We start from the raw sequence: 19,857 nt of genomic DNA, 5'->3' as shown, positions 1-19,857 counted from the left end.
GGCTCAGCGGGAGAAGTCGATGCGCTCCTGCAGCGGGATGAGGGCCTGGGTGACGTACTTGACCTCCTTGCCGAGGTCCGGGTCCCACACGCCCAGCGTGATCTTGACCCGCTCCGGCAGGCGGTTCGGCTGCATGTCCTGCTTGATCGTGCGCCACTCGTCGCGCCACTCGATGCGCTTGTTGTCCCAGTACTTGACGTCGAACGACTTGACGTCCTCGCAGAACACGTAGGCCGGGAAGAACTCCTCGAGCTTCTCGGGCAGGTCGCCCATCAGCCGCCGCGCCTCGCGCTTGTACAGGTGGGTGCGCGTGCCGTCGTTGGGGTCCTTGAAGAGGAAGTACTGGATGACCGACTGGTCGCTCTCGTTGGCGTCCTTGCGCATGCGGATGTGGGCGAACGCCGAGAACGTGAGGCTGTCGGAGTAGAACTGGTCGCGGCCCTCGAACAGCGTGTAGTGCTTGTCGTCGCCGGCCGGGCGGTTGTGCGACAGGTAGGCCATCGACAGCTCGGCGCCCATGCGCGCCAGGCAGTTGCGCAGCACCGCGTACTTCTGCTGCACCTTCTCGGCGTGGCGCATGCTGGTCGCGGTGGTGCTGAAGCTGGCGTAGACCGAGGCGATCATCATCGTGATCATGGTGACCGCGACGAGGATCTCGATCAGCGACATGCCGCGCTGGCGAGCTGCTCGCGGGGACATGACCGGAACGACATGGCGGATGGGACTCATCGCTTCATCCCTCCCATCTGCATGCTCGACCCGGGGCCCGAGCCGCCGGCCCCCGGCTGACGGCCCCCGCCGGCGCCGCCCGTCGGCCTGCCCGCGCCGCCGCCCGCGCCCGCGCCCTGCCCCTGCCCCTGCCCCTGCCCCTGCTCGTCGCCCATGTCGCCCTCCTTGGCCTCGCCGCCGAGGCCGGGCAGCTGCTTGAGCTTCTCGGGGTCGGCCCAGAAGGTGTTGACGATGAACTCCTCGTCGAGGTTGCCGTTCTTCCACTTGACCGTGCACTTGACCTTGCGGATCGAGCGCTCGATCGCCTGCTTGACCGGCGTCCACACCATGCCGAGGGCGGTGAACGCCTGATCGCCGGCGCTCTTGTAGTACACGCTGCTCTCGCCGCGCTGGGCCCGGTCGCTGTCGTCCTTGGCCGCGCGCAGCTCGGTGTACTCGGGCAGCTTGAGGAAGTCGACGATGCACTTGTACTTGACGTCGGGCCAGCCCTGGTCGGCGAAGGTGCCCTCGTAGAACTTGTCCTCGAGCACCCAGCCGCCCTCCTTGCGGACGATGTACTCGGTCTCGATCAGCTGGTAGTCGGCCAAGAACGCGACCGAGGTGATCGTCTGCGCGTAGCGGGTGGCGCGGAGGCTGGCCATCTGCGACGTCAACATCGACGTCAGCGACAGCGCCAGCACGGCCATGGCGATCATGACCTCGAGCAGGGTGAAGCCGGCGGCGGCGTAGCGCTGCTCGGGCGGCCGCAGCCGGGTCGGACGGGGGGAGCTCGGCGCGGTCATGTCAGAACGCCCTCCGGTTCATCTTCTTGCCGAGGTCGTCGCGGATCGACGTCGGGTCCTCCGGCAGCGCGAGGTCGACGTGGCCGTCCTTCACCTCGACGCGGCCGGTCAGCGGCTTGACGACGATGGTGAACTCGTTCTCCGGGTTGGCGACCTCCTGCACGTGGATGTGCGCCAGCTGGGTGTGGCCCTGCGGGAAGAAGTACAGGCTCGCCTCGCCCTTGGTGATCGGCTTGAGGTCCTCGGCCGTGCGCACCGCGATCACCTTGACCTCGGCCGGGAACTTGAACGGCTTCTTGAGCTCCGACAGGCTGTTGTCGTCGTCGAAAGCGCCGAAGATCGGCGGCTTGCGCCGCGGGACCTTCTTCGGCGGGGTGATGTACTTGTCGGGCTGCTGCGTCGACGACGTCGGCGTGGTGCCCGGCTTGGCCGGCTGCCCCGCCGCGCCGGCGCTGGCCGGCTGTCCCGGCTGTCCCGGAGTACCTGTCCCAGGGGTCACGCTCGCCATCGGCTGCCCGAGCGGGCCCATGGTCTGGCCCGGCTTGCCGACCGGCGCGCCCTTGACCGCGTCGAGCACCCGCGCCTGCAGCGAGCGGTTGTAGTTCTCCTCGGCCCGCTTGTCGCGCTCCTCTTTCTCCTTCACCTTGCCCGGATCGATGACGACGATCCGGCCGTAGCGGTCGGTCGCCGGCAGGTACATGCGATCGTCGCCGCGCTGCAGGGTGAAGCTGTTCTTGTCGATGTCGATGAGGAGCCGGTAGTAGGTGCCGGTGACGCGCGCCTTGTTGTAGGCGAAGCGGATCGTGTTGGCGAGCTGGTTGGTGACGCGGGCGACCTGCGCCTGCTTGCCGGCGCCGAGGCCGGTGATCACCGAGCCGATGAGCAGCGCGAGGATCCCCATGATCACGAGGACCTCGATCAGCGTGAAGCCGAGGCTCCCTCGCCGAGCGCGCGCCGCTGTGTGTCGGACCCGCATCGCCATCACGATCCTTCTCGCGGAGAAACGACCGGGCTAGCGCCCGATCACTTCTTGTCCTCCTTGGCCGCCTCGATGTCCTTCGGGTCCTCCCAGCTGTTGACGTCGTCGCCGCCGGAGGGCTTCTTGTCGGGGCCGTTGGAGGTGACGTCGACCGGGCCGTGCTGACCCGGGCAGACGATGATGTACTCCTCGCCCCATGGGTCCTTCTTGACGCGCGCCGTGACGCCGGCGGCCTTGAGGTCCGCCATGCTCTTCGGGCACTTGTCGTTCTTCTGCAGCATGTACTGCTCGCTGAGCTTCTGGATCTCGACCACCTCGTTGTAGGCGACCTTGACCTTCGAGTCCGAGAGCGCGTTGAAGGCGACGACGCTGACGCCGCCGACGATGAGGCCGATGATCGCCAGCACGACGAGGATCTCGATCAGGGTCATGCCGCGGCTGCGGCGGCGGCGGCGGACGGCCTGGCGGACGGTGTGAAGTTGCGGGTTCATGGATGGTCTCTCCTGAGGTACTCGGGCTACTGCGCGGCCATTTCGTTGAGCATCATGATCGGCTGCATGATCGAGAACACGATAAAGCCGACGCTGCCGCCCATGACGACGATCATGAGGGGCTCCAGCAGCGCGGTCATGCGCGTGAGGGCGGTGTTGACCTCGCGGTCGTAGGCGTTGGCGACGTCCGTGAGCATCTGCTCGAGCTGGCCGGAGCGCTCGCCGACCGCGATCATGTGCGTCACCAGGGCGGGGAACTCGCCGCTGCGCTTGAGCGCGGGGGCGATGCCCTCGCCCTCGCGGATGTTGTCGCGGGCGGTGGCGACGACCTTCTCCAGCACCCAGTTGCCGAGCAGCGCGCGCACGATGTCGAGCGCCGCCAGCAGTTGCACGCCGCTCGCGAGCATGGTCGCAAGTGTACGGGCGAAGCGCGCGATCGCCAGCTTGCGCGCGAGGTCGCCGATGATCGGCAGCTTGAGCAGGATGGTGTCGCCGGTCGCGCGGCCGATGTCGGTCTTGCGCCAGCGGCGGAACAGCCAGCCGAGGCCGAAGAACGCGGCGATGAGCAGGTACCACCACGCGGCCACGAAGTCGCTGAACCAGATCAGGAACGCGGTGTTCCACGGCAACTGGGCGTTCATGCCCTCGAACATCTCCGTGATCTGCGGGACCACGTTGAGCATCAGCATCATGATGATGCCGCCCGACAGCACGGTCATGATCGCCGGGTAGATCATCGCCGAGGTGACCTTGCCCTTCAGCTCCTCCTGCTGATCCATGAAGTCGGCGATGCGCAGGAGCACCGTCTCGAGGGAGCCCGACGCCTCGCCGGCGCGGACCATGTTGATGAACAGCGGCTGGAAGACGTCGGGGTAGCGCGCGCACGCGTCGGCCAGCGAGCTGCCCTCGTTGACCTTGTTGGCGATGTCGCTGAGGATGCCCTTGAGCCGCCGGCTCTCGCTCTGCTCGGTGATCGCCGCCAGCGACTCCGGCAGCGTGACGCCGGCGCACAGCAGCGTGGCCAGGAGCCGCGTCGTGCGCGACACCGTCTTCTGCGACACGCGGTCGAACAGCGCGCCGAGGTCGACCTCGCGGCCCATGCCCGCGCCGCCGCCCGCCGCCACCTGCGCCGTGGTCTCGCTGACCGCGGTCAGGAAGATGCCGGCGCGCTTGAGGTTGGCCTTGAGCGCGGCGACCGTGTCGGCCGACTCGACGCCCTTGACCGTCTTGCCGTCCTTGCGCAGGCCCGTGTACGCGTACGCCGGCATGCCTCGTTACGACTCCACCGAGGTCGCGCGCAGGACCTCGTCGAGGGTGCTGATGCCGCAGACGACCTTGTGCGCGCCGTCGTCGCGGAGCGTGCGCAGGCCCTGGGCCAGCGCCGCCTGCTTGATCTGCATGGCGTCGGCGTTGCGGATCGCCAGCCGACGCACCTCTTCGCTGACCATCAAGACCTCGTACACGCCGGTTCGCCCGGCGTAGCCGCTGCCCTGGCACTTGTCGCAGCCGACCGCGCGGTAGACGTGCCCGCGCGGCGGCAGGCGCCGCGGCTCGGGCACGGACAGCGGCATGACGTCGCCGTTCTCGTCCCGCACCGGCACGCGCAGCGGCTGCTCGCCGGCGTAGAAGGCGTCGGGGATGATGCCGATCTCCTCGAGCTCGCTGGCCAGCGGGCGGTACGGCTCGCAGCAGTGGACGCACACGCGGCGGATCAGGCGCTGGGCCTGCAGCGCCACCAGCGACGAGGCGACCAGGAACGGCTGCACGCCCATGTCGACGAGGCGGGTGATGCCGGTCGCGGCGTCGTTGGTGTGGATCGTGCTGAGCACCAAGTGGCCGGTCAGCGACGCCTGGATCGCGATCTCGGCGGTCTCGACGTCGCGGATCTCGCCGACCATGATGACGTCGGGGTCGTGACGCAGGAACGAGCGCAGACCTGCCGCGAAGGTCAGGTTGATCTTGCTCTGGACCTGGACCTGCGAGATGCCGGCCAGCTGGTACTCGACCGGGTCCTCGACGGTGAGGATGTTGAGGTCGGGCGTGTTGATCTCGGTCAGCGCCGAGTACAGCGTGGTCGTCTTGCCCGAGCCGGTCGGGCCGGTGACGAGGAAGATGCCGTGCGGCCGGTTGATGACGTCGCGGATCATCCGCAGGTGGTCGGGCGCGATGCCGATGTTGTCGAGCTTCAGCGCGACGGCCGACTTGTCGAGGAGACGGACGGTGACGCGCTCGCCGTGCGCGGTGGGCACGGTGGCGACGCGCATGTCGACCTCCTTGCCGGCGATCTTGCGGCGGATGCGGCCGTCCTGCGGCAGCCGCTTCTCGGCGATGTTGAGGCCGGCCATGATCTTGACGCGGGCGATCACCGAGGGGAGGTGCGCCTTGGGGGCCCGCTTGACCTCGTGCAGCACGCCGTCGACGCGGTTGCGGACGATGATCTCCTTGTCGCCGGGCTCGATGTGGATGTCGCTCGCGCGCTCCTTCGAGGCGTTGAAGATCAGGCTGTTGACGAAGCGGATGATCGGCGCGTCCTCGGCCGAGGCGTGCAGGATGTCCTCGTCCTCCTCCTCGTACTCCTCTTCCTTCTTCTCGAGGTCGACGTCCTTGGTGCGCCGCGCGTAGGTGCGGTTGATGAGGTCGAGGACGTTCGACTCCGGCATCAACGTGACGTCGACGTCGGCCTCGTAGAGGGTGCCCAGGTCGTCGAGGTCGAGGATCCGCAGCGGGTCGGCGGCGTAGACGCTGAGCACGCCGCGGTCGCGCTCGAGGCGGTACGGGAGGACCTTGTTGGCGCGCGCGTACTGGATCGGCAGCTGCTCGACCAACTCGTCCTGGATGTCGCCGATCTCGACGTTCTCGCGCGCGGGCAGGCCGAACTGACGCGCCAGGCCGCGGGCCAGGTCCCACTCGCTGCAGTGCTTGAGCCGCACCAATGTCTCGCCGATCTTCTCGCCCTCGAGGTGCTGCGCCTGCAGCCCCTCGGCCAGCGCCTCGACGGTGATGCAGCCCATCTCGATCAGGATCTCGCCCAGCGGGCGCGCGAGCGGTCGGACGCCCTGCGGCGCCAGCGTGGGGCCGGCGCCGGGGCGTTCTGCGGTGGTCTTGAGGGCGATGTCCATGGCCTGCCTGGAAGATTCGGGCATGTCAGACGAGAGGATAGCCTCAGGGCTCGCGCCGGATCACCGGCGCCGGCGTCACCGTCGGCGCCGGCGTGGCGCCGCCGTCGCCGCCGCCGACGTTGTCGTCGACCGCGGACGAGCGCGGGCTCAGGCCGAGCTCGCCGGTGATGATCTCGCGCCGCATCTCCTCCTCGGCGCGACGCAGCAGCAGCTCCTCCTGCTCCATGCGCCGGGCCTCCTTGTCGATCGCGGCCAGGATCCCCGACTTCTTGCGGTAGTTGATGTTGTTCTTGAGCTCGCGCTTGCGGAAGTTGGTCTCGCGCTCGATGAACTCGAGGCGCTCCCGATCGCGCCGCTCGTGGATCCGGCGCACGTCGTCGGGGCTGTCGATGATGTGCGGCACCATGACGAGCAGGAGGTTGATCTTCTCCTTCTCCTTGACGCGGTTCTTGAACAGCCAGCCCAGGAGCGGGATCGAGCCGAGGCCGGGGACCTGGCGCACGTTCTCGGCCTCGCGGTCGCGGATGAGGCCGCCGAGGACCACCGGCTGGCCGTCGCGGCCGACGATCTTGTCGAGCTTGATGCGCCGCTTGGTGGTGGTGACGCCGAGCACCGGGTCCTTCTCGGTGATGTCGCGGTCCTCGACCTCGACGTCCATCGTCACGTTGCGCTCGTCGTTGATGTACGGCTTGACCTTGATGCGCAGGGTGACGTCCTGGCGCTCGACCGACTGCAGCGGGACCAGGCCGGTGCCGCCGCCACCACCTGCTCCGAAGGACAGGGCGCCCGGCGTCGGGACGTTGCGGCCGACCTCGATGGTCGCCTCCTGGTTGTCGGCGGCGTACATGTGCGGCTCGCTGACGACGTTGACGTCGCTGCTGGTCTGCAGGGCCTGGATCACCGCGCCGAACGCCGGCACGTCGCGGCCGGTGCCGAGGATCGTGCCCGAGTTGGGGAGCAGCGGGCCGATCAGGCCGACGGTGAAGTTCTTCAGCGACTCGGGCGACAACAGCAGCGAGTTGAGCGCGGCAGTCGGCGCGCTGCTGACCAGGCCGATCGCCGGCTGGCCCTGCTGGCCCCCCAGCGAAGTCGGGAACGAGTAGCCGAAGTGACCGCCGGCGCCGGCGTCGGTGCCGTGCTTGATGCTCACCTCGAGCATGTAGATCTCGATGTAGAGCTGGCGCCGCTCGCGGTCGAGCTTCTCGATCACGGGCTCGAGGTTCTTGTAGTCGGCCGCGGAGGCGATGATGACGAGCGAGCGCGTCGCCGGATCGGGCGTGACCTTGACGTCGCCGGAGAACAGGTCGGCGCTGACCGGGTTGCCCGCGGGCGGCTTCTGCCCGCCCTGCTGCGAGGCCTGGGCGGCCTGCTTGGCGCCGGTGGCCAGCTGCGACAGCACCTGCGCGACCTCGGTGGCGTCGGCGTTCTTGAGCTTGTAGACGTGGATCCGGCCGCCGCCGCCCGGCAGCTTGACGTCGAGGCGCTCGATCAGCTTGCGGATGACGATGTAGTCGGACTCGGTGGTGACGATGATGAGCGTGCTGCTGCGCTCGTCGACGATCACGCGGCTGATCGCGGAGTCGGTCTGCCCGCCGCCGCCCCCGCCGCCGCCCCCGCCCCGGCGACCGGCGCGGCTGCCCGAGCCGCCGCCCCCGCCACCGCCGCCGCTGCTCGCCTTGGCTTCGCCGAAGATGTCGCGGATGATCTGCGCGACCTCCTCGGCGTTGGCGTACTGCAGCTGGTAGAAGAAGATCTTCTCGCTGCCCATCGGCTGGTCGAGCTCGGAGACGAAGGTCTCGAGCCGCCGCACCATCGAGCCCTTGTCGGTGATGATGAGCAGGTTGCCGACCATGTCGACGCTGCCCGCCTTGCTCTTCAGCTGGCCGATGACGTCGCTGATCTCCTTGGCGTTGCCGTGGCGGACGCGGAGCAGCTTGGTGACGAAGCGGTCGCTGTTGGGCGCGTCGGCGTCGTCGCCGTAGGTCGGCAGCGTGCGGTTCTTGGCGTCGGCGGTCTCGACGATCTTGAAGTACTTGCCGGAGGGCTCGACCGTCAGGCCCATCGTCTCGAGCGCGGCGTAGAAGGCGGCGTACGCCTCCTCCGCCGTGACTGGCTCGGGGGACAGGATCGTCACCTTGCCGGACCGCACCTTGCGATCCCAGATGAACTTCTGACACGTGATCGACATGATCCAGTTGACGAGGTCCTCGAGCTCGGTCTCCTTCGGCAACGTGATCGTGAACTTGGCCCCGCGCGGGGTCTTCTTGCAGGTGTTGAACGGGATGGGGCCGCCGCCGGGCGAGCCGCCGCCCTCGTCGCCGATCAACTCGCCGCCGCGGCTGGGACCGCCGGTGGTCGGATCCTGCGCGGAGACGGTGGTCGGGCCGAGCGTCAGAGCGGCCAGACCGAGGGAGACGAGGCCCAACGCGGTGGGGCGAACGGGGGTGCTACGCGCAATCATTGGATCGTGATGTCCTTGGTGATCGACTCGCCCTTGCGCTCAATCGTGACCTGAAGGTTGCTGGCGCTGCGCATCTTGGTCAAAAGGCCCATGACCTGGTCGACCGACTTCAGCTCGATGCCGTTGACCGAGGTGAGGAGGTCGCCGTTCTTCATGCCGAGCAGCTTGGGCAGGCTGCCCGGGCGGATCCCGTAGAACTTGAAGCCCTTGGTCTCGCCGTCCTTGATCGACGGCATCACCCGCGCCTGCTTGGTCAGCGCGGCCGGGTTGGCGAACAGGCTGTCGATGAACATGCGATCGACGGTGCACGAGTTCTCGCTCTCGCACTTGATCGCGTCCTCGGCCCCGGGGATGGCCCCGGCCGCCGGCGGCGCCTCTTCCCGCTTCTCGGCCACCTGCAGCGGCTTGGCGGTCGGCTTCGGCGGCTCGACGCCGAGCTCGATGTACTCGAGCGCGCCGCCGTTCTTGACGTGCACGAGGCTGCGCTCGACGCTGACGAGGTAGACGCCGGGGCGGATGCGATCGCCGGGCCAGAACGGGCCGACGCTGCCGTCCTCCTCGTCGCGGATGGTCGCCCACGAGTACTCGGGCATGTTGGTCTCCATCGTGGCGATGAGCCGCAGCGGCTGCGTGCAGGGGGCCTCGCCGGGCTGCTTGCCGGACACCTGCGGCAACTCGCCGGGGCCGAGGTCGGGCACCTCGGCGGGGCCGCCCGTGGGCGACTCGGGCGTGACGACCTTGGTGCAGGTCGGGCAGAACAGGTTGAGCGAGAGGATCGTCTGCGTGACCTTGTTGCGGTCGGCCGCGCTCGGCCCGCGCGAGGGGCTCGACATCATCCGCGGGTTGATGAGCGGCTTGTCCTCGTCGTCTTCCTCGTCGACCTTGGCCTCGCCGTCGGTGTCCGTGCCGGCGGCGGCCGCCTCGTCCTCGCGGGCGTCGTAGATGTACGAGGTGCCGAGCCAGGTGGTCAACGCCGACGCGGCGAAGGCCGCGGCGACGCTCACGCCGAGCGCCTTGACGACCCAGAAGTGCTGCTTGAAGACGGCTTCCATCGCTCTCCGCTAGTGGATGACCTCGTCGCTCTCCGACTCGACGCGCGGCGCGGGCTCTGCAGGCTGCGCCCCGGACTCGAGCTTGCGGTAGATCGTGCGAGTGGCGATGCCGAGCAGGTCGGCGGCCAGCCGCTTGTCGCCGCGGGTGAACTTTAGCGTCTCCGTGATCATCCGGCGCTCGACCTCCTCCAGCGGGGTCCCGACGGAGAATGTGATCTGACGCCCATGGCCGGCCTGCGGGTCGCGCAGCTCGGGCGGGAGGTCGTGCTCGTCGACGAGACCGCCCCGGCACAGCACGACCGCGCGCTCGACCGCGTTCTCCATCTCGCGCACGTTGCCCGGCCAGCCGTAGTTGCTCATGCGATAGAGCGCGGCCTCGGTGAAGCCGGACACCGGCTTGCCGTGCTTGCCGGCGAAGATGCGCAGGAAGTGGTCGGCCAGCAGCGGCACGTCCTCGAGGCGGTCGCGGAGCGGGGGCACGCGGATCGGGATGACGTTGATGCGGTAGAAAAGATCCTCGCGGAAGCGCCCGGCCTTCACTTCCTCGGACAGGTCGCGGTTGGTGGCGCAGATGAGCCGCACGTCGACCTTCGCCATGCGACCGCCGACCGGCTCGATCTCACCCTCCTGCAGCGCGCGCAGCAGCTTGACCTGGATGTGCAGCGGGATCTCGCCGATCTCGTCGAGGAACAGCGTGCCGGTGTGCGCCTCGAGGAAGCGTCCCTCGCGGGCCCGCACCGCGCCGGTGAAGGCGCCCTTCTCGTGGCCGAACAGCTCGCTCTCGAGGATCGACTCCGGCAGCGCGGCGCAGTTGGTCGGCACCAGCGGCCGGGCGGCGCGCGGGCTGTGCTGCTGGATGTAGCGGGCGAACAGCTCCTTGCCGGTGCCGCTCTCGCCGAGCAGCAGCACGGTCGCCGACGAGCCCGCGGCCTGACGCGCCATGTCGAGGGCGGCCCGCAGCACCTGGCTGTTGCCGACGATCGGCCGGTTGGTCGCGGCCGCCAGCTGGGCCTTGAGCTCGCGGTTTTCGGCGACCAGCGCGTGCTTGTCGAGCGCCTTCTGCACCGCGGCGATGATCGCGGCCCGCTTGAGCGGCTTGGAGATGAAGTCGTAGGCGCCGAGCTTCATCGCCCCGACCGCGTTCTCGACGGTGCCGTAGGCGGTCATCATGATCACCTCGACCTCGGGCGTCAGCGCCTTGACCGCCTTCAGCAGGTCCTCGCCGGTCATGCCCGGCATGCGCAGGTCGGTGATCATGACCTGCACCGGCACGGTCCGCAGGATCTCGAGCGCCTGCTGTCCGCTCGAGGCTGTCCGAACGGCCATGTTCTCCTTGGCCAGGACCTTCTGCAGCGCGTCGAGGATGCTGGGCTCGTCGTCGACGACGAGGACGGTGGGGGTACGGGCTGTCGTGGTCATGGGCGCTCGAGTCGAACCCGCGATGTGCAATTCGGGGTCCTGGGTGAAAAGCGAATGATTCTAAGGCATTTCCTGGAGCCAAGGAGGGGCTGTCACGCGCAATTGTCAGGCCGTCCGGGGGCCGCTGCCAAAATGGCAATCGCGCTCCTCGCGCGCGGCCGCCGGCGCCTCAGACGCCACCCCCCTGCCCCACCCTGCCGGCGCGTCGGGCGGCCCGCTTCGCCGGCGCGGAGAAGGCTGTCTTTGCGGCCAGGTCGGGGGTGGAGAGGGCCGAGAACAGGTCGGTCTGAGCTGTCCCTTCGCGCAGGTCCGCCGGCGCGGCCGCCGGGACGCTCGCGGCTGGCTCTCGGGTCAGGCTCGCGGAGATTTCGGCGGCTGTCCCTCGAGGCAGCCGCGTGGGGGCGTCCGCGGCTGTCTCTCGCGGCGAGCTCGTGGGGGCGTCCGCGGCTGTCTCTCCGGTCATGTTCTCGGGGACGCTCGCGGGTGTCTCTCGATCCAGGTCGCCCGCGCCGGGATGGGCCGGAGCTGGCGCGGGGGACAGGTCGGCCGTGGCTGTCCCGGCGGACAGGTCACCGCGGAAGTCGCGGACGCTGCGGATCGCCACCCGCCGCTTCTCGAACACGAGGAAGTACGAGTGGTTCTTGCGCGCGTGGACCTGGGCCTTGAGCCGGCTGACGCCGGGGCTGTTGGGCCGCACGAGCACGAACAGGTCCTTGCAGTAGAGGCCGAGCGACTCGCCGCCTGTTATCAGTTCGACGTGGGTGAGGCGCTGCTTGTTGGCGCTGACCTCGTCCTGGCACTTGACGATCAGGACGCCGCCCGGCACCAGCACGCGCGCGGCCTCGCGGCAGGCTCTCTCGTAGAGGTCGACGACCGCGTCGTGCCACTTCGGGCCGGCCTCGGTGGCGGCCGCGGCCGAGTAGGCGCGACGAAACGCGGCGTGGGTGCCGGAGCCCGCCATGTGGTCGACGCTGCGGCGGTACATGCCCTCCATGTACGGCGGGTCGAGGACGACGCAGTCGAGGCTCGAGTCGCCGTACGGCAGGGCGCGGCAGTCGACGCCGCTCTTGAGCGTGGCCCCGGCACACGCACGCACGTCGGGCTTGAGGGCGATGTCGCTGGCGAGCAGCGTGTAACAACCGGCCGGGACGCCGCGCCAGAACACGCCGAGGCCGTAGGTGACGTCGGCGACGGTGCTGCCCTTCGGGACATGTAGCGCGAGGATCTGCGCGAACAGCTCGGCGTTGTCGCCGACGCGCGCGGACACGACTACGTCCGAGGTGGCCACCCCGCCCTGCACGCGGCGCGCGGCGGGACGCGAAGCGGCTGCAGGCTCGCTGGCCGCGGCGGAGTTCGGCTCCGCGGCGGCAACCTTCGGTCGCCCGCGGCGGGCCGCGGCGGACGTCGAGGCGCCGGCGGACTCGCTTTGCCCGCGAGAGGCGGCGGAGTTCGGCTTCGCGACGGCGCCCTTCGCTCGCCCGCGGGGGGCGGTCGCCGAGGCGCTCTGCACCCGAGGGGCGCCGGCGTTCGGCTTCGCGGCCCCCTTCGGTCTCGCCTGCCGGGGCGCAGGCGGGCGCGCGCCGGTGGCTTCACCTCGACGCGGCTCTCGGCGCGGCGCGGCGGCGGTGCGGGATCGGGCGGCCATGGGGGCCGGACGGTACCCCATCTCGCGCGCGCTGGCCCGAAATGCGCATGCCGGCGCGGCCCGCTCGCGGCCAGGCGGCGCCGGCCTGCGGGCCCGCGATCGGGCTCAGCGCGCCGAGGCGGCCTCGTCCTGCTGCTGCTCGCGGAGCTGGGCCAGCAGGCGGTCGCCCCGGGTCGTGATCTCCTCGAAGAGGGCGTTGCAGCGCGGCTCGGCGCGCTCCAGCCAGCGCTCGAGGATGCTGCGCCGCTCGGGGTGCTTGCGCGACTGCTCGAGGAGGATCTCGACGATCGCGACGTCGGCCATGAGGCGCGTCAGCCGCTCGGCGTGCAGCATGGCGTAGGCGAAGTCGCGCTTGGGGTCCCAGTTCTGGAAGAACTCCTTGGACCACTCGGTGATCTTGTGCTTGCCGAGGCCGCGCAGCTTGTCGGCGGCGGTGCGCTGGATCAGGTGCTGCTGGGCCGCGAGCGACAGCGCGGTGAGGCGGGCGACGCGGCGCTCGAGCGCGTCGAGGGCCGAGAGGCTGCGCCAGCGGGCCTGGGCGACGCGGGTGAGGAAGCGCTGCGGGTTGCGCATGATGTTGCTCATCGCGTCCTTCATCGCCATGAGCGACTGGATCTGGCTGGTGCCCTCGTAGATGGGCAGCACCATGGCGTCGCGCAGCAGCTTCTCGGCCCCGTACTCGCGGATGTAGCCGGCGCCGCCGAGGATCTGGATGCACTTGCGCGACATCTCGACGGCCTTCTCGCTGGCGATGTACTTGAGCAGCGGGGTGAGCCGGCGGGCCCGGTTGCCGTGGCGCTTGGCCTGCTTGAGCACGCGCGCCCGCTCGATGCTGTCGGGGTCGGTGTCGAGGATGCCCTGCATCTTGGTCCGCTGGTGCAGCTCCTCGTGGTAGGCGCACTGCATGGCGAGGGCGCGCAGGCCGAGGATCTCGGTCTGCATCTCGTCGAGGAAGTCGGCGATCATCTCGTGGCGGTCGATCGACTTGCCCATGCTGCGGCGCTCGGCGGCGTAGGCCCTGGCCTTGCGGTAGGCGGCCTCGCAGGCGCCGATCGACTCGAAGCCGACGCCGACGCGGGCGTTGTTCATCAGCAGGAGCATCAGCTGGAAGCCCTCGCCGCGCTTGCCGATCAGGCGCCCGGGCGCGCGGTCGAAGCTGACCGCGGCGGTGGCCGAGCCGTGGTGGCCGAGCTTCTCCTCGAGCCGGTCGATGACGGCGATCCGGCGACGTGTCCCATCGGGCATGTCCTCGTAGGCAGGGACGTGGAACAGCGACAGGCCGCCGAGGCCGGGCTTGTCGGGCTCGGTGCGGGCGATGACGATGTGGTGCTTGCCGTGGCCGGAGGTGAGGAAGATCTTCTGGCCGGTGATGTACCAGTTGCCCTGCTCGTCCTGCTCGGCGCGGGCCTTGAGCGCGGCCATGTCGCTGCCGGCGTCGGGCTCGGTGATGTCCATGCTGCCCCACGCGTCGCCGCGCAGGATCTCGGCGATCTCCGGCTGGAAGCGCGTGCCGGTGATGACCCGCTGCTCGCGGTCGAAGGTGGTGCTGCCCTCGTGCACCGAGTACAGCAGGAGCATCAGGGCGATGCCGCTGTAGAAGTTGTAGTGGGTCATCACGACGTTGTCGGCCCGCGCCAGCAGCTCGCACACCATGAAGTGCACGGTCGCCGGGCAGCCGATGCCGCCGAGCTCGCGCGGCAGCGCCAGGCCGTGGAGGTCGAGGCCCTTGATCTGCTCGAACAGCGCGTCGGTCTCGGGCGCGAGGTGGCCCTCGCCGTCCTTCAGGTGCACGCCCTTCTGATCGATGGCCATCGAGCGCGGCGCGACCTGCTCGGCCGCGAACTCGCCGACCATGCTCAGGATGTCGCGGTAGGCCGAGAGCGCCTCGTCGGCCGAGGCGTACCCGCCCGGGACGCGGAAGTCCTGCTCGACGAGGCCGATGATCGGCGCCCAGTCGAGGCCGCGCTCCAGGTAATACCGAAGGTCTTCGTTGTCGTCGAAGTAGTTGGCCACGAGAGGACACTAGCCGACGGCGATATGCTGAGCAAGCTCAGGAAAAGTCCGTACAGGCGACAAGCTGGAGGCGGTTTGGCCCAATGGGAACCTTGCGCGCCCGGCGCAGCCCGGTCGATTGTCCGCGCCGCCGATCGGCCGCGGGTGGTCTATAAAAGGAGGACCGTGAGCCGAAACTCCCGCATGCGGAGCCGCGAGCACGTGTCGTTCCGCCGCGAGGCCACGTTCCACGCGGCGCCCCACGCGCTCGTGGAATCGGTGCTCGACGCGGAGCGCGAGGCGACCGCCCGCCGCGAGGAGGTGGCGCCGGGGGTGCATGTGCTCCACGGGGTGATGTCGCCGAAGGAGTGCAAGCGCCTGATCGCGGCGGCCGAGGCGATCGGCTTCACCCACGCGGGCCTGGCGATCGGCGATGATACGTACCGCGTCAACCTGGCGGCGCGCAACAACCTGCGCGTGGTGTTCGACGCGCCCGAGCTGGCCGCCGGGCTGTGGCCGCGGATCCGCGAAGTGGCCAACCCTCAGCACGAGGGCGCTGCGCTGCGCGGGCTGAACACCCGCTTCCGCGTGTACCGCTACGAGGTCGGGATGCGCTTCTCGCCGCACGTCGACGTCCGCACGACGGTGCCGCTCGGCGAGACGCGCGAGTCGCTGGTCATCTTCCTCAACGCGGAATTCGAGGGCGGCGCGACCCGCTTCTTCGAGACGAAGGACAAGTCGCAGCGCCGCGGCGAGGGCCGCGGGCGCAAGTTCGACAACAAGGTGCGGTTCGCGTTGACGCCGGAGGCCGGCGGCGCGGTGGTGTTCGACCACCTGCTGCTGCACGAGGGCGCCGAGGTGACGGCGGGCGTGAAGTACGCGGTGCGCTCGGACGTGATCTACGGGCCGCCGCGGTAGATCGGGACATGTCCGTCGGGACATGTCTGTCTCGGAGGACATGTCCTCGAGGTCACTGCGGGATCAGGCAGCCGCAGGCGTCCTTGTCGCCGTCGTCGGGGGCGAAGTCGAAGCAGGTGGCGTCGTAGGCCTCGCACAGCCAGGCGTGGCCGTTGCCGCACAGGGTGAGGACGGCGTCGGGCAGCATCGGCGCGCCGCCGAGGAACGGGGCCTCGGCGAGGCCGAGCTTGGTCGCGGGGGCGACGACGGCGCCGAGCGGGTCGATGATGGCGGCGCGGGCGTCGGGCGCGGTGCTCATGACGAGAAAGTTCTCGCTGCCGGCGATCAGGGCGATGCCGTCGAAGCCGGTCAGGCCGACCTGCCCGGGCATGTCGACGCGACGGATCTCCGTCATGCCGTCGCGCGAGAGGACGACCAGCTCGTCGGTGCCGTAGCTGGCGATGTAGAGGTTGTCGTCGAGGCCGAGAGCGAGGCCGGCGCAGACGCTCATGCCGAAGCCGAGCTGCTGCGGCGGCTCGAGCACGGCGAGGGTGACGGGGTCGACCTCGTTGAGGATGCAGCTCTGATTGATGAGCAGGCCGCGCTGCTGCTTGGCGTCGTAGGTGGCGCCGTCGAGCTGCGGCAGGGCCTCGGGCGGGACGTCGATGACGTCGCCCTTGGGCGTGCCGTCGGTGGTGAAGCGGCGCGCCTTGCCGCTGAACGACATGATCACGACCTCGTCGGCGTCGCCGTTGTAGAACGAGGCCTGCAGGACCATGTCCGGGATACCGGTGTCGAACTTCTTGACGTAAGTGAAGGCGGTCGTGTCCGCCACGGCCTGCGGGTCGCAGAAGTCGGGGCTGGTGGTGCTCGTCGACGCGTCGGTGGTCTGGGTCGTCGACGTCGAATTCGCGGCGGTGGTGCCGGTCGGCTCGTCCGTCGTCGAGGTGGTCGCGGCGCTGCTCGTGGTGCCGGTGAGCGCGTCGGCGGTCGTGCTCGAGGTCGGGGCGTCGACGGTGGTGCTCGCGCCGGAGGTCGTCGTCGACGCGGGGGTCGTCGCCGCACCGCTGTCGTCGGCGCGACCGGGGTCGCCGCAGGCCGCGAGGGCGCACGAGAGGAGCGTGATGACGAACAGGCGCGCGTACATCGGCCGACGATAGCGTGAGGGTGTCGGGCGTGGGGCTCGATCGCGCTCCGGCGATGCGAGCGCGGCGACGCGGTCGCCGGACCGACGATGCACGCAGGCATCGACACCCGCCGTCGGCGCGGGGCGGCACGATCCAGACCTCGGGTCGAACAGGAGTCCGCTCATGCGGCAGGAACCGCGAACACATCGGCCGTGGTCGCGACGCGCGGGCCCACGCGGGCGGGCCTGGGCCAGGCGATACGGTGCTTCTTGATCCGGCGCTTCATCGCCTGCCGCGTGATGCCGAGGCGGTGGGCGGCGTCGACGATGTTGCCGGCGAGCTCGAGCGCCTCGACGCAGAAGTGCCGCTCGATGGCGTCCAGATCGAAGTCTTGCGGGAGGGCCGAAGGCATGGCGCGCCTTGTACTGCCCTCGCCTGGTCTCGCGCAGATCGAGCGCGCGTGTCCGGACGGTCACGGCACGAGGACGATCTTGCCGCGCACCTCGCGTCGCTCGAGCCGCGCGAGCGCCTCGCTTGCGCGGGCGAACGGCAGCGCCTCGTCGACGTGCGGCCGCAGCTGGCCCGCGGCGACGGCGGCGAGGATCCGCTCGGCGTTGGCGCGGCTCCTGGCCGGCTCGCGCGCGGCGAACGAGCCCCAGAACACGCCGACGATCTGGCAGCCCTTGAGCAGCACGAGGTTGAGCGGGATCTTCGGGATCTCGCCGGCCGCGAAGCCGACGACGAGGTAGCGCCCTTCCCAGGCGATCGATCGCAGCGCCGGCTCGGCGAACGGGCCGCCGACCGGATCGTAGACGACGTCGACGCCCTCGCCGCGCGTGAGCTGCTTGCAGCGCTCCTTGAGGTCCTCGCGGGTGTACTGAATGCCCTCGTCGGCGCCGTGCTCGCGGGTAAAGGCCAGCTTGTCGTCGCTCGCGGCGGCCGCGATCACGCGCGCGCCGAGGAGCTTGCCGATCTCGACCGCGGCGATGCCGACCCCGCCGGCGGCGCCGAGCACGAGCAGGGTCTCGCCGGCCTTCAGGTCGGCGCGGTCGACGAGCGCGTGCATCGTCGTGCCGTAGGTCAGCAGCGTGGCGGCGGCGACCTCGAAGCCGACGGCGTCGGGCAGCTTCACGACGGCGCTCTCGGGCATGACGATTCGCTCGGCGAAGGCGCCGTGGACCATCGTCGCGGCGACGCGATCGCCGACGGCGACGGCGCTCACCCCGGCGCCGACGGCCTTGATCACGCCGGCGGCCTCGAGCCCGGGCACGAACGGCGGCGGCGGCTTGAACTGGTACTTGCCGTACGAGAGCAGCACGTCGGGGAAGTTGACGCCCGCGGCGCGGACGTCGACGAGCACCTCGCCGGGGCCCGCCTCCGGCTCCGGCAATTCGTCGACGCAGAGGCCCGAGGGACCGGCGAATTCATGACAGCGGACGGCACGCATGCGGGCGCCACTCTAGCAAACGCGCCGCGGAACGAAACGTCCGAGCTCGGCTCGTCGGCGAGGAGCCGGCGCAGCCGGCGGACGTCCTTCAGCGTCACCGCGGCGAGGTGGGTCCGCGGCGAGCGCCGCGTGCCCTGCCCCCTTGTCCTGCGCCAGCTTGAAGATCGCCCGCATGTCGACGATCTCGAGCTCGAAGCCGAAGACCATGGCGAGGAAGCGCTCGAAGTCGTTCTGCTCGGCGCGGAGGCGGTAGCCGGAGTCGCCAGACGAGGGCCTCGCTCTCGGCGCTGTGCCGGGCGCTCGGCGTCGCGTGAGGGGCAACGCTCGCACCTGTCCGATTCGCCATGTCGGATGTCCCTTCGAACATCCCCCTCGCCGCAGCTCAACCGCAGCGCTCGCAGGCCGCGCCGCGCCCGAGCGCGCCGAGGTCGGCGAGCTGGCGTCGCAGGTGCTCGGCCTCGTCGCGCACGACCTCGGGCAGGCGCGCCGGGTCGAGCAGCTCCAGCCACTCGCCGCGGGCCGCCTCGCCCAGCGGCGACCACAGCTCGACCGGCAGCGCCAGCAACAACAGGGCGGCCGCCTCCGCCGGCCAGGCCGGCGGCTGGGCGTCGACCAGCGCGAACACCTGCGTGCCGCGCAGCGCCGACAGCAGCGCCTCGCTGGCCTGCGCGTGCTCGGCGAGCGCCAGCGGCCGGCGCTCGAGCGCCAGCGGCAGCCGCGGGAGCACCCCCAGGACCGCGATTAACATGGCCTTCAGGTCATGTCGCGGCGCGCCGGCGATCGCCGCCCGCAGCCGCTCCAGCGCCGCCGCGAACGCCTCGTAGCCGCCCTCGCCGACGCACCGCGCCGTGAACAGCAGGCTCGCCGGACGCGGGCTGCGGCGCAGGCTCACCCAGCCGCGCGGGCGCCCCGTGACCGGGTCGTGCGGCTGCATCGCCGCGTACAGCGCGGGCAGCGGGATCCAGTGCGGCGGGTACTTGAAGCGCGCCACGTCGAGCACGAGCACGTGGTCGCTGGCCGGCTCGTAGCCGCCGATCGGCGAGAAGTGACCCGTGCCCGTCTGCCCGAGCGCGCCGCGGTCGTAGCTGACGACCAGCGCCGGATCGACGGCCGAACCAGTCGCCGCGCGGATGGTCGCCCGGAAGCCGGCCAGCTCGGTCGCGTCGGGCCGGAACACCTCGGCGCCGGCGCCGTTGCAGCGCGCGAGGCAGGCGAACTCGTCGAGGCTGATGCCCTGGGCGCGCACCCGCTCGAGCGGCGTGCAGCAGTCGAGCAGCTCCTCGCTGAACCACCGCCACGGGCCCTTCCACAGCCGGCCCGGATCGACGCCGAGCGCGTTGAGGGCGACCACCAGGGTCCCGAGGCCGCAGAACGCCGGATCGGCCTGCGTGTGGAACTGCTCGATGAGCGGGAAGAACGACTCCATCCCCCCTGCCGCCCGCGCCGCGTCGAACAGCGCCCGCCCGGCGGGCGACGCGAACGCGACCAGCTGGGCCGGGAGCGGTCGGCGGTACAGGCTCGGTGACGGTGCGGCGGTCATGCGCGGTCAACCTGCGAGGATGGGAACGGACGGGGAGGCACGGACGCCATTCGCGGAGGATAGCACCGCGCCGCGCATCGCTGACATGCGGCCCGTCGCTGCCCGGCGCGCGTCGTCTTCGAGCTGTCCTTTACGCCACATCACATGTCCCGTCGGACATGCTGGGCGTCCCCTCGC

Annotated in this window: 16 protein-coding genes; 1 reads left to right on the top strand and 15 read right to left on the bottom strand. The window is 70.3% G+C overall.

The features are described 5' to 3' along the window. Window positions 1-3: 3 nt before the first annotated feature. From K7C98_RS06745 to K7C98_RS06695, 11 genes are all read right to left on the bottom strand, one after another. Window positions 4-699 carry a type II secretion system protein GspJ gene (locus tag K7C98_RS06745; protein WP_224190731.1) on the bottom strand — a complete coding sequence of 232 codons (696 nt, stop codon included), beginning with the start codon at window positions 697-699 and terminating at the stop codon, window positions 4-6. Between the two features lie 26 nt (window positions 700-725). Then, window positions 726-1,511: a type IV pilus modification PilV family protein gene (locus K7C98_RS06740; protein WP_224190730.1), complete on the bottom strand. Its 786-nt coding sequence runs from the start codon at window positions 1,509-1,511 to the stop codon at window positions 726-728. Between the two features lies 1 nt (window position 1,512). After that, window positions 1,513-2,487 (bottom strand): pilus assembly FimT family protein, encoded by a 975-nt coding sequence (locus tag K7C98_RS06735; protein WP_224190729.1) that lies wholly within the window; start codon window positions 2,485-2,487, stop codon window positions 1,513-1,515. A gap of 47 nt (window positions 2,488-2,534) precedes the next feature. Next, on the bottom strand, window positions 2,535-2,981 hold the full coding sequence (locus K7C98_RS06730; protein ID WP_224190728.1) for a type II secretion system protein GspG: 447 nt from the start codon (window positions 2,979-2,981) through the stop codon (window positions 2,535-2,537). Between the two features lie 26 nt (window positions 2,982-3,007). Continuing rightward, a complete protein-coding gene (gene gspF, locus K7C98_RS06725) occupies window positions 3,008-4,249 on the bottom strand; it encodes a type II secretion system inner membrane protein GspF (protein ID WP_224190727.1) in 1,242 nt (413 codons plus the stop codon). A gap of 6 nt (window positions 4,250-4,255) precedes the next feature. Continuing rightward, entirely contained in the window at window positions 4,256-6,124 is a 1,869-nt protein-coding gene (locus tag K7C98_RS06720; protein WP_224190726.1) for a GspE/PulE family protein, read from the bottom strand. A 19-nt stretch (window positions 6,125-6,143) separates the two neighbouring features. Beyond that, window positions 6,144-8,525, bottom strand: a complete 2,382-nt coding sequence (gene gspD / locus K7C98_RS06715) for a type II secretion system secretin GspD (protein WP_224190725.1) — start codon at window positions 8,523-8,525, stop codon at window positions 6,144-6,146. Window positions 8,526-8,557: 32 nt separating this feature from the next. Further along, a complete protein-coding gene (gene gspC, locus K7C98_RS06710) occupies window positions 8,558-9,613 on the bottom strand; it encodes a type II secretion system protein GspC (protein WP_224190724.1) in 1,056 nt (351 codons plus the stop codon). Window positions 9,614-9,622: 9 nt separating this feature from the next. Then, the gene (locus K7C98_RS06705) at window positions 9,623-11,032 is read right to left on the bottom strand and encodes a sigma-54-dependent transcriptional regulator (protein ID WP_224190723.1); all 1,410 of its coding nucleotides are present in this window, start codon (window positions 11,030-11,032) and stop codon (window positions 9,623-9,625) included. 169 nt (window positions 11,033-11,201) lie between these two features. Then, complete coding sequence (locus tag K7C98_RS06700; protein WP_224190722.1) at window positions 11,202-12,299, bottom strand: DNA methyltransferase; 1,098 nt, start codon at window positions 12,297-12,299, stop codon at window positions 11,202-11,204. Between the two features lie 483 nt (window positions 12,300-12,782). Then, window positions 12,783-14,690 (bottom strand): acyl-CoA dehydrogenase family protein, encoded by a 1,908-nt coding sequence (locus K7C98_RS06695; protein WP_224190721.1) that lies wholly within the window; start codon window positions 14,688-14,690, stop codon window positions 12,783-12,785. A gap of 165 nt (window positions 14,691-14,855) precedes the next feature. Between K7C98_RS06695 and K7C98_RS06690 the strand changes: the two genes are divergently transcribed. Beyond that, a complete protein-coding gene (locus K7C98_RS06690; RefSeq protein ID WP_224190720.1) occupies window positions 14,856-15,587 on the top strand; it encodes a 2OG-Fe(II) oxygenase in 732 nt (243 codons plus the stop codon). Between the two features lie 52 nt (window positions 15,588-15,639). Here K7C98_RS06690 and K7C98_RS06685 read toward each other — a convergent pair whose 3' ends face one another. The 4 genes from K7C98_RS06685 to K7C98_RS06670 all read right to left on the bottom strand — a co-directional run bounded on the left by K7C98_RS06685 (window position 15,640) and on the right by K7C98_RS06670 (window position 19,680). Then, entirely contained in the window at window positions 15,640-16,713 is a 1,074-nt protein-coding gene (locus K7C98_RS06685; RefSeq protein WP_224190719.1) for a hypothetical protein, read from the bottom strand. Between the two features lie 161 nt (window positions 16,714-16,874). Beyond that, complete coding sequence (locus K7C98_RS06680; protein WP_224190718.1) at window positions 16,875-17,105, bottom strand: helix-turn-helix domain-containing protein; 231 nt, start codon at window positions 17,103-17,105, stop codon at window positions 16,875-16,877. A 60-nt stretch (window positions 17,106-17,165) separates the two neighbouring features. Beyond that, window positions 17,166-18,140 carry an NADPH:quinone oxidoreductase family protein gene (locus tag K7C98_RS06675; protein WP_224190717.1) on the bottom strand — a complete coding sequence of 325 codons (975 nt, stop codon included), beginning with the start codon at window positions 18,138-18,140 and terminating at the stop codon, window positions 17,166-17,168. Between the two features lie 382 nt (window positions 18,141-18,522). After that, entirely contained in the window at window positions 18,523-19,680 is a 1,158-nt protein-coding gene (locus K7C98_RS06670) for a phytochelatin synthase family protein (RefSeq protein ID WP_224190716.1), read from the bottom strand. Window positions 19,681-19,857 lie beyond the last annotated feature (177 nt).

This window comes from Nannocystis pusilla (assembly GCF_020073745.1).
GTDB classification, from domain to species: domain Bacteria; phylum Myxococcota_A; class Polyangia; order Nannocystales; family Nannocystaceae; genus Nannocystis; species Nannocystis radixulma.
The sequence above is the reverse complement of the archived record's forward strand: the minus strand, read 5'-3'. Positions and strand labels throughout refer to the sequence as shown.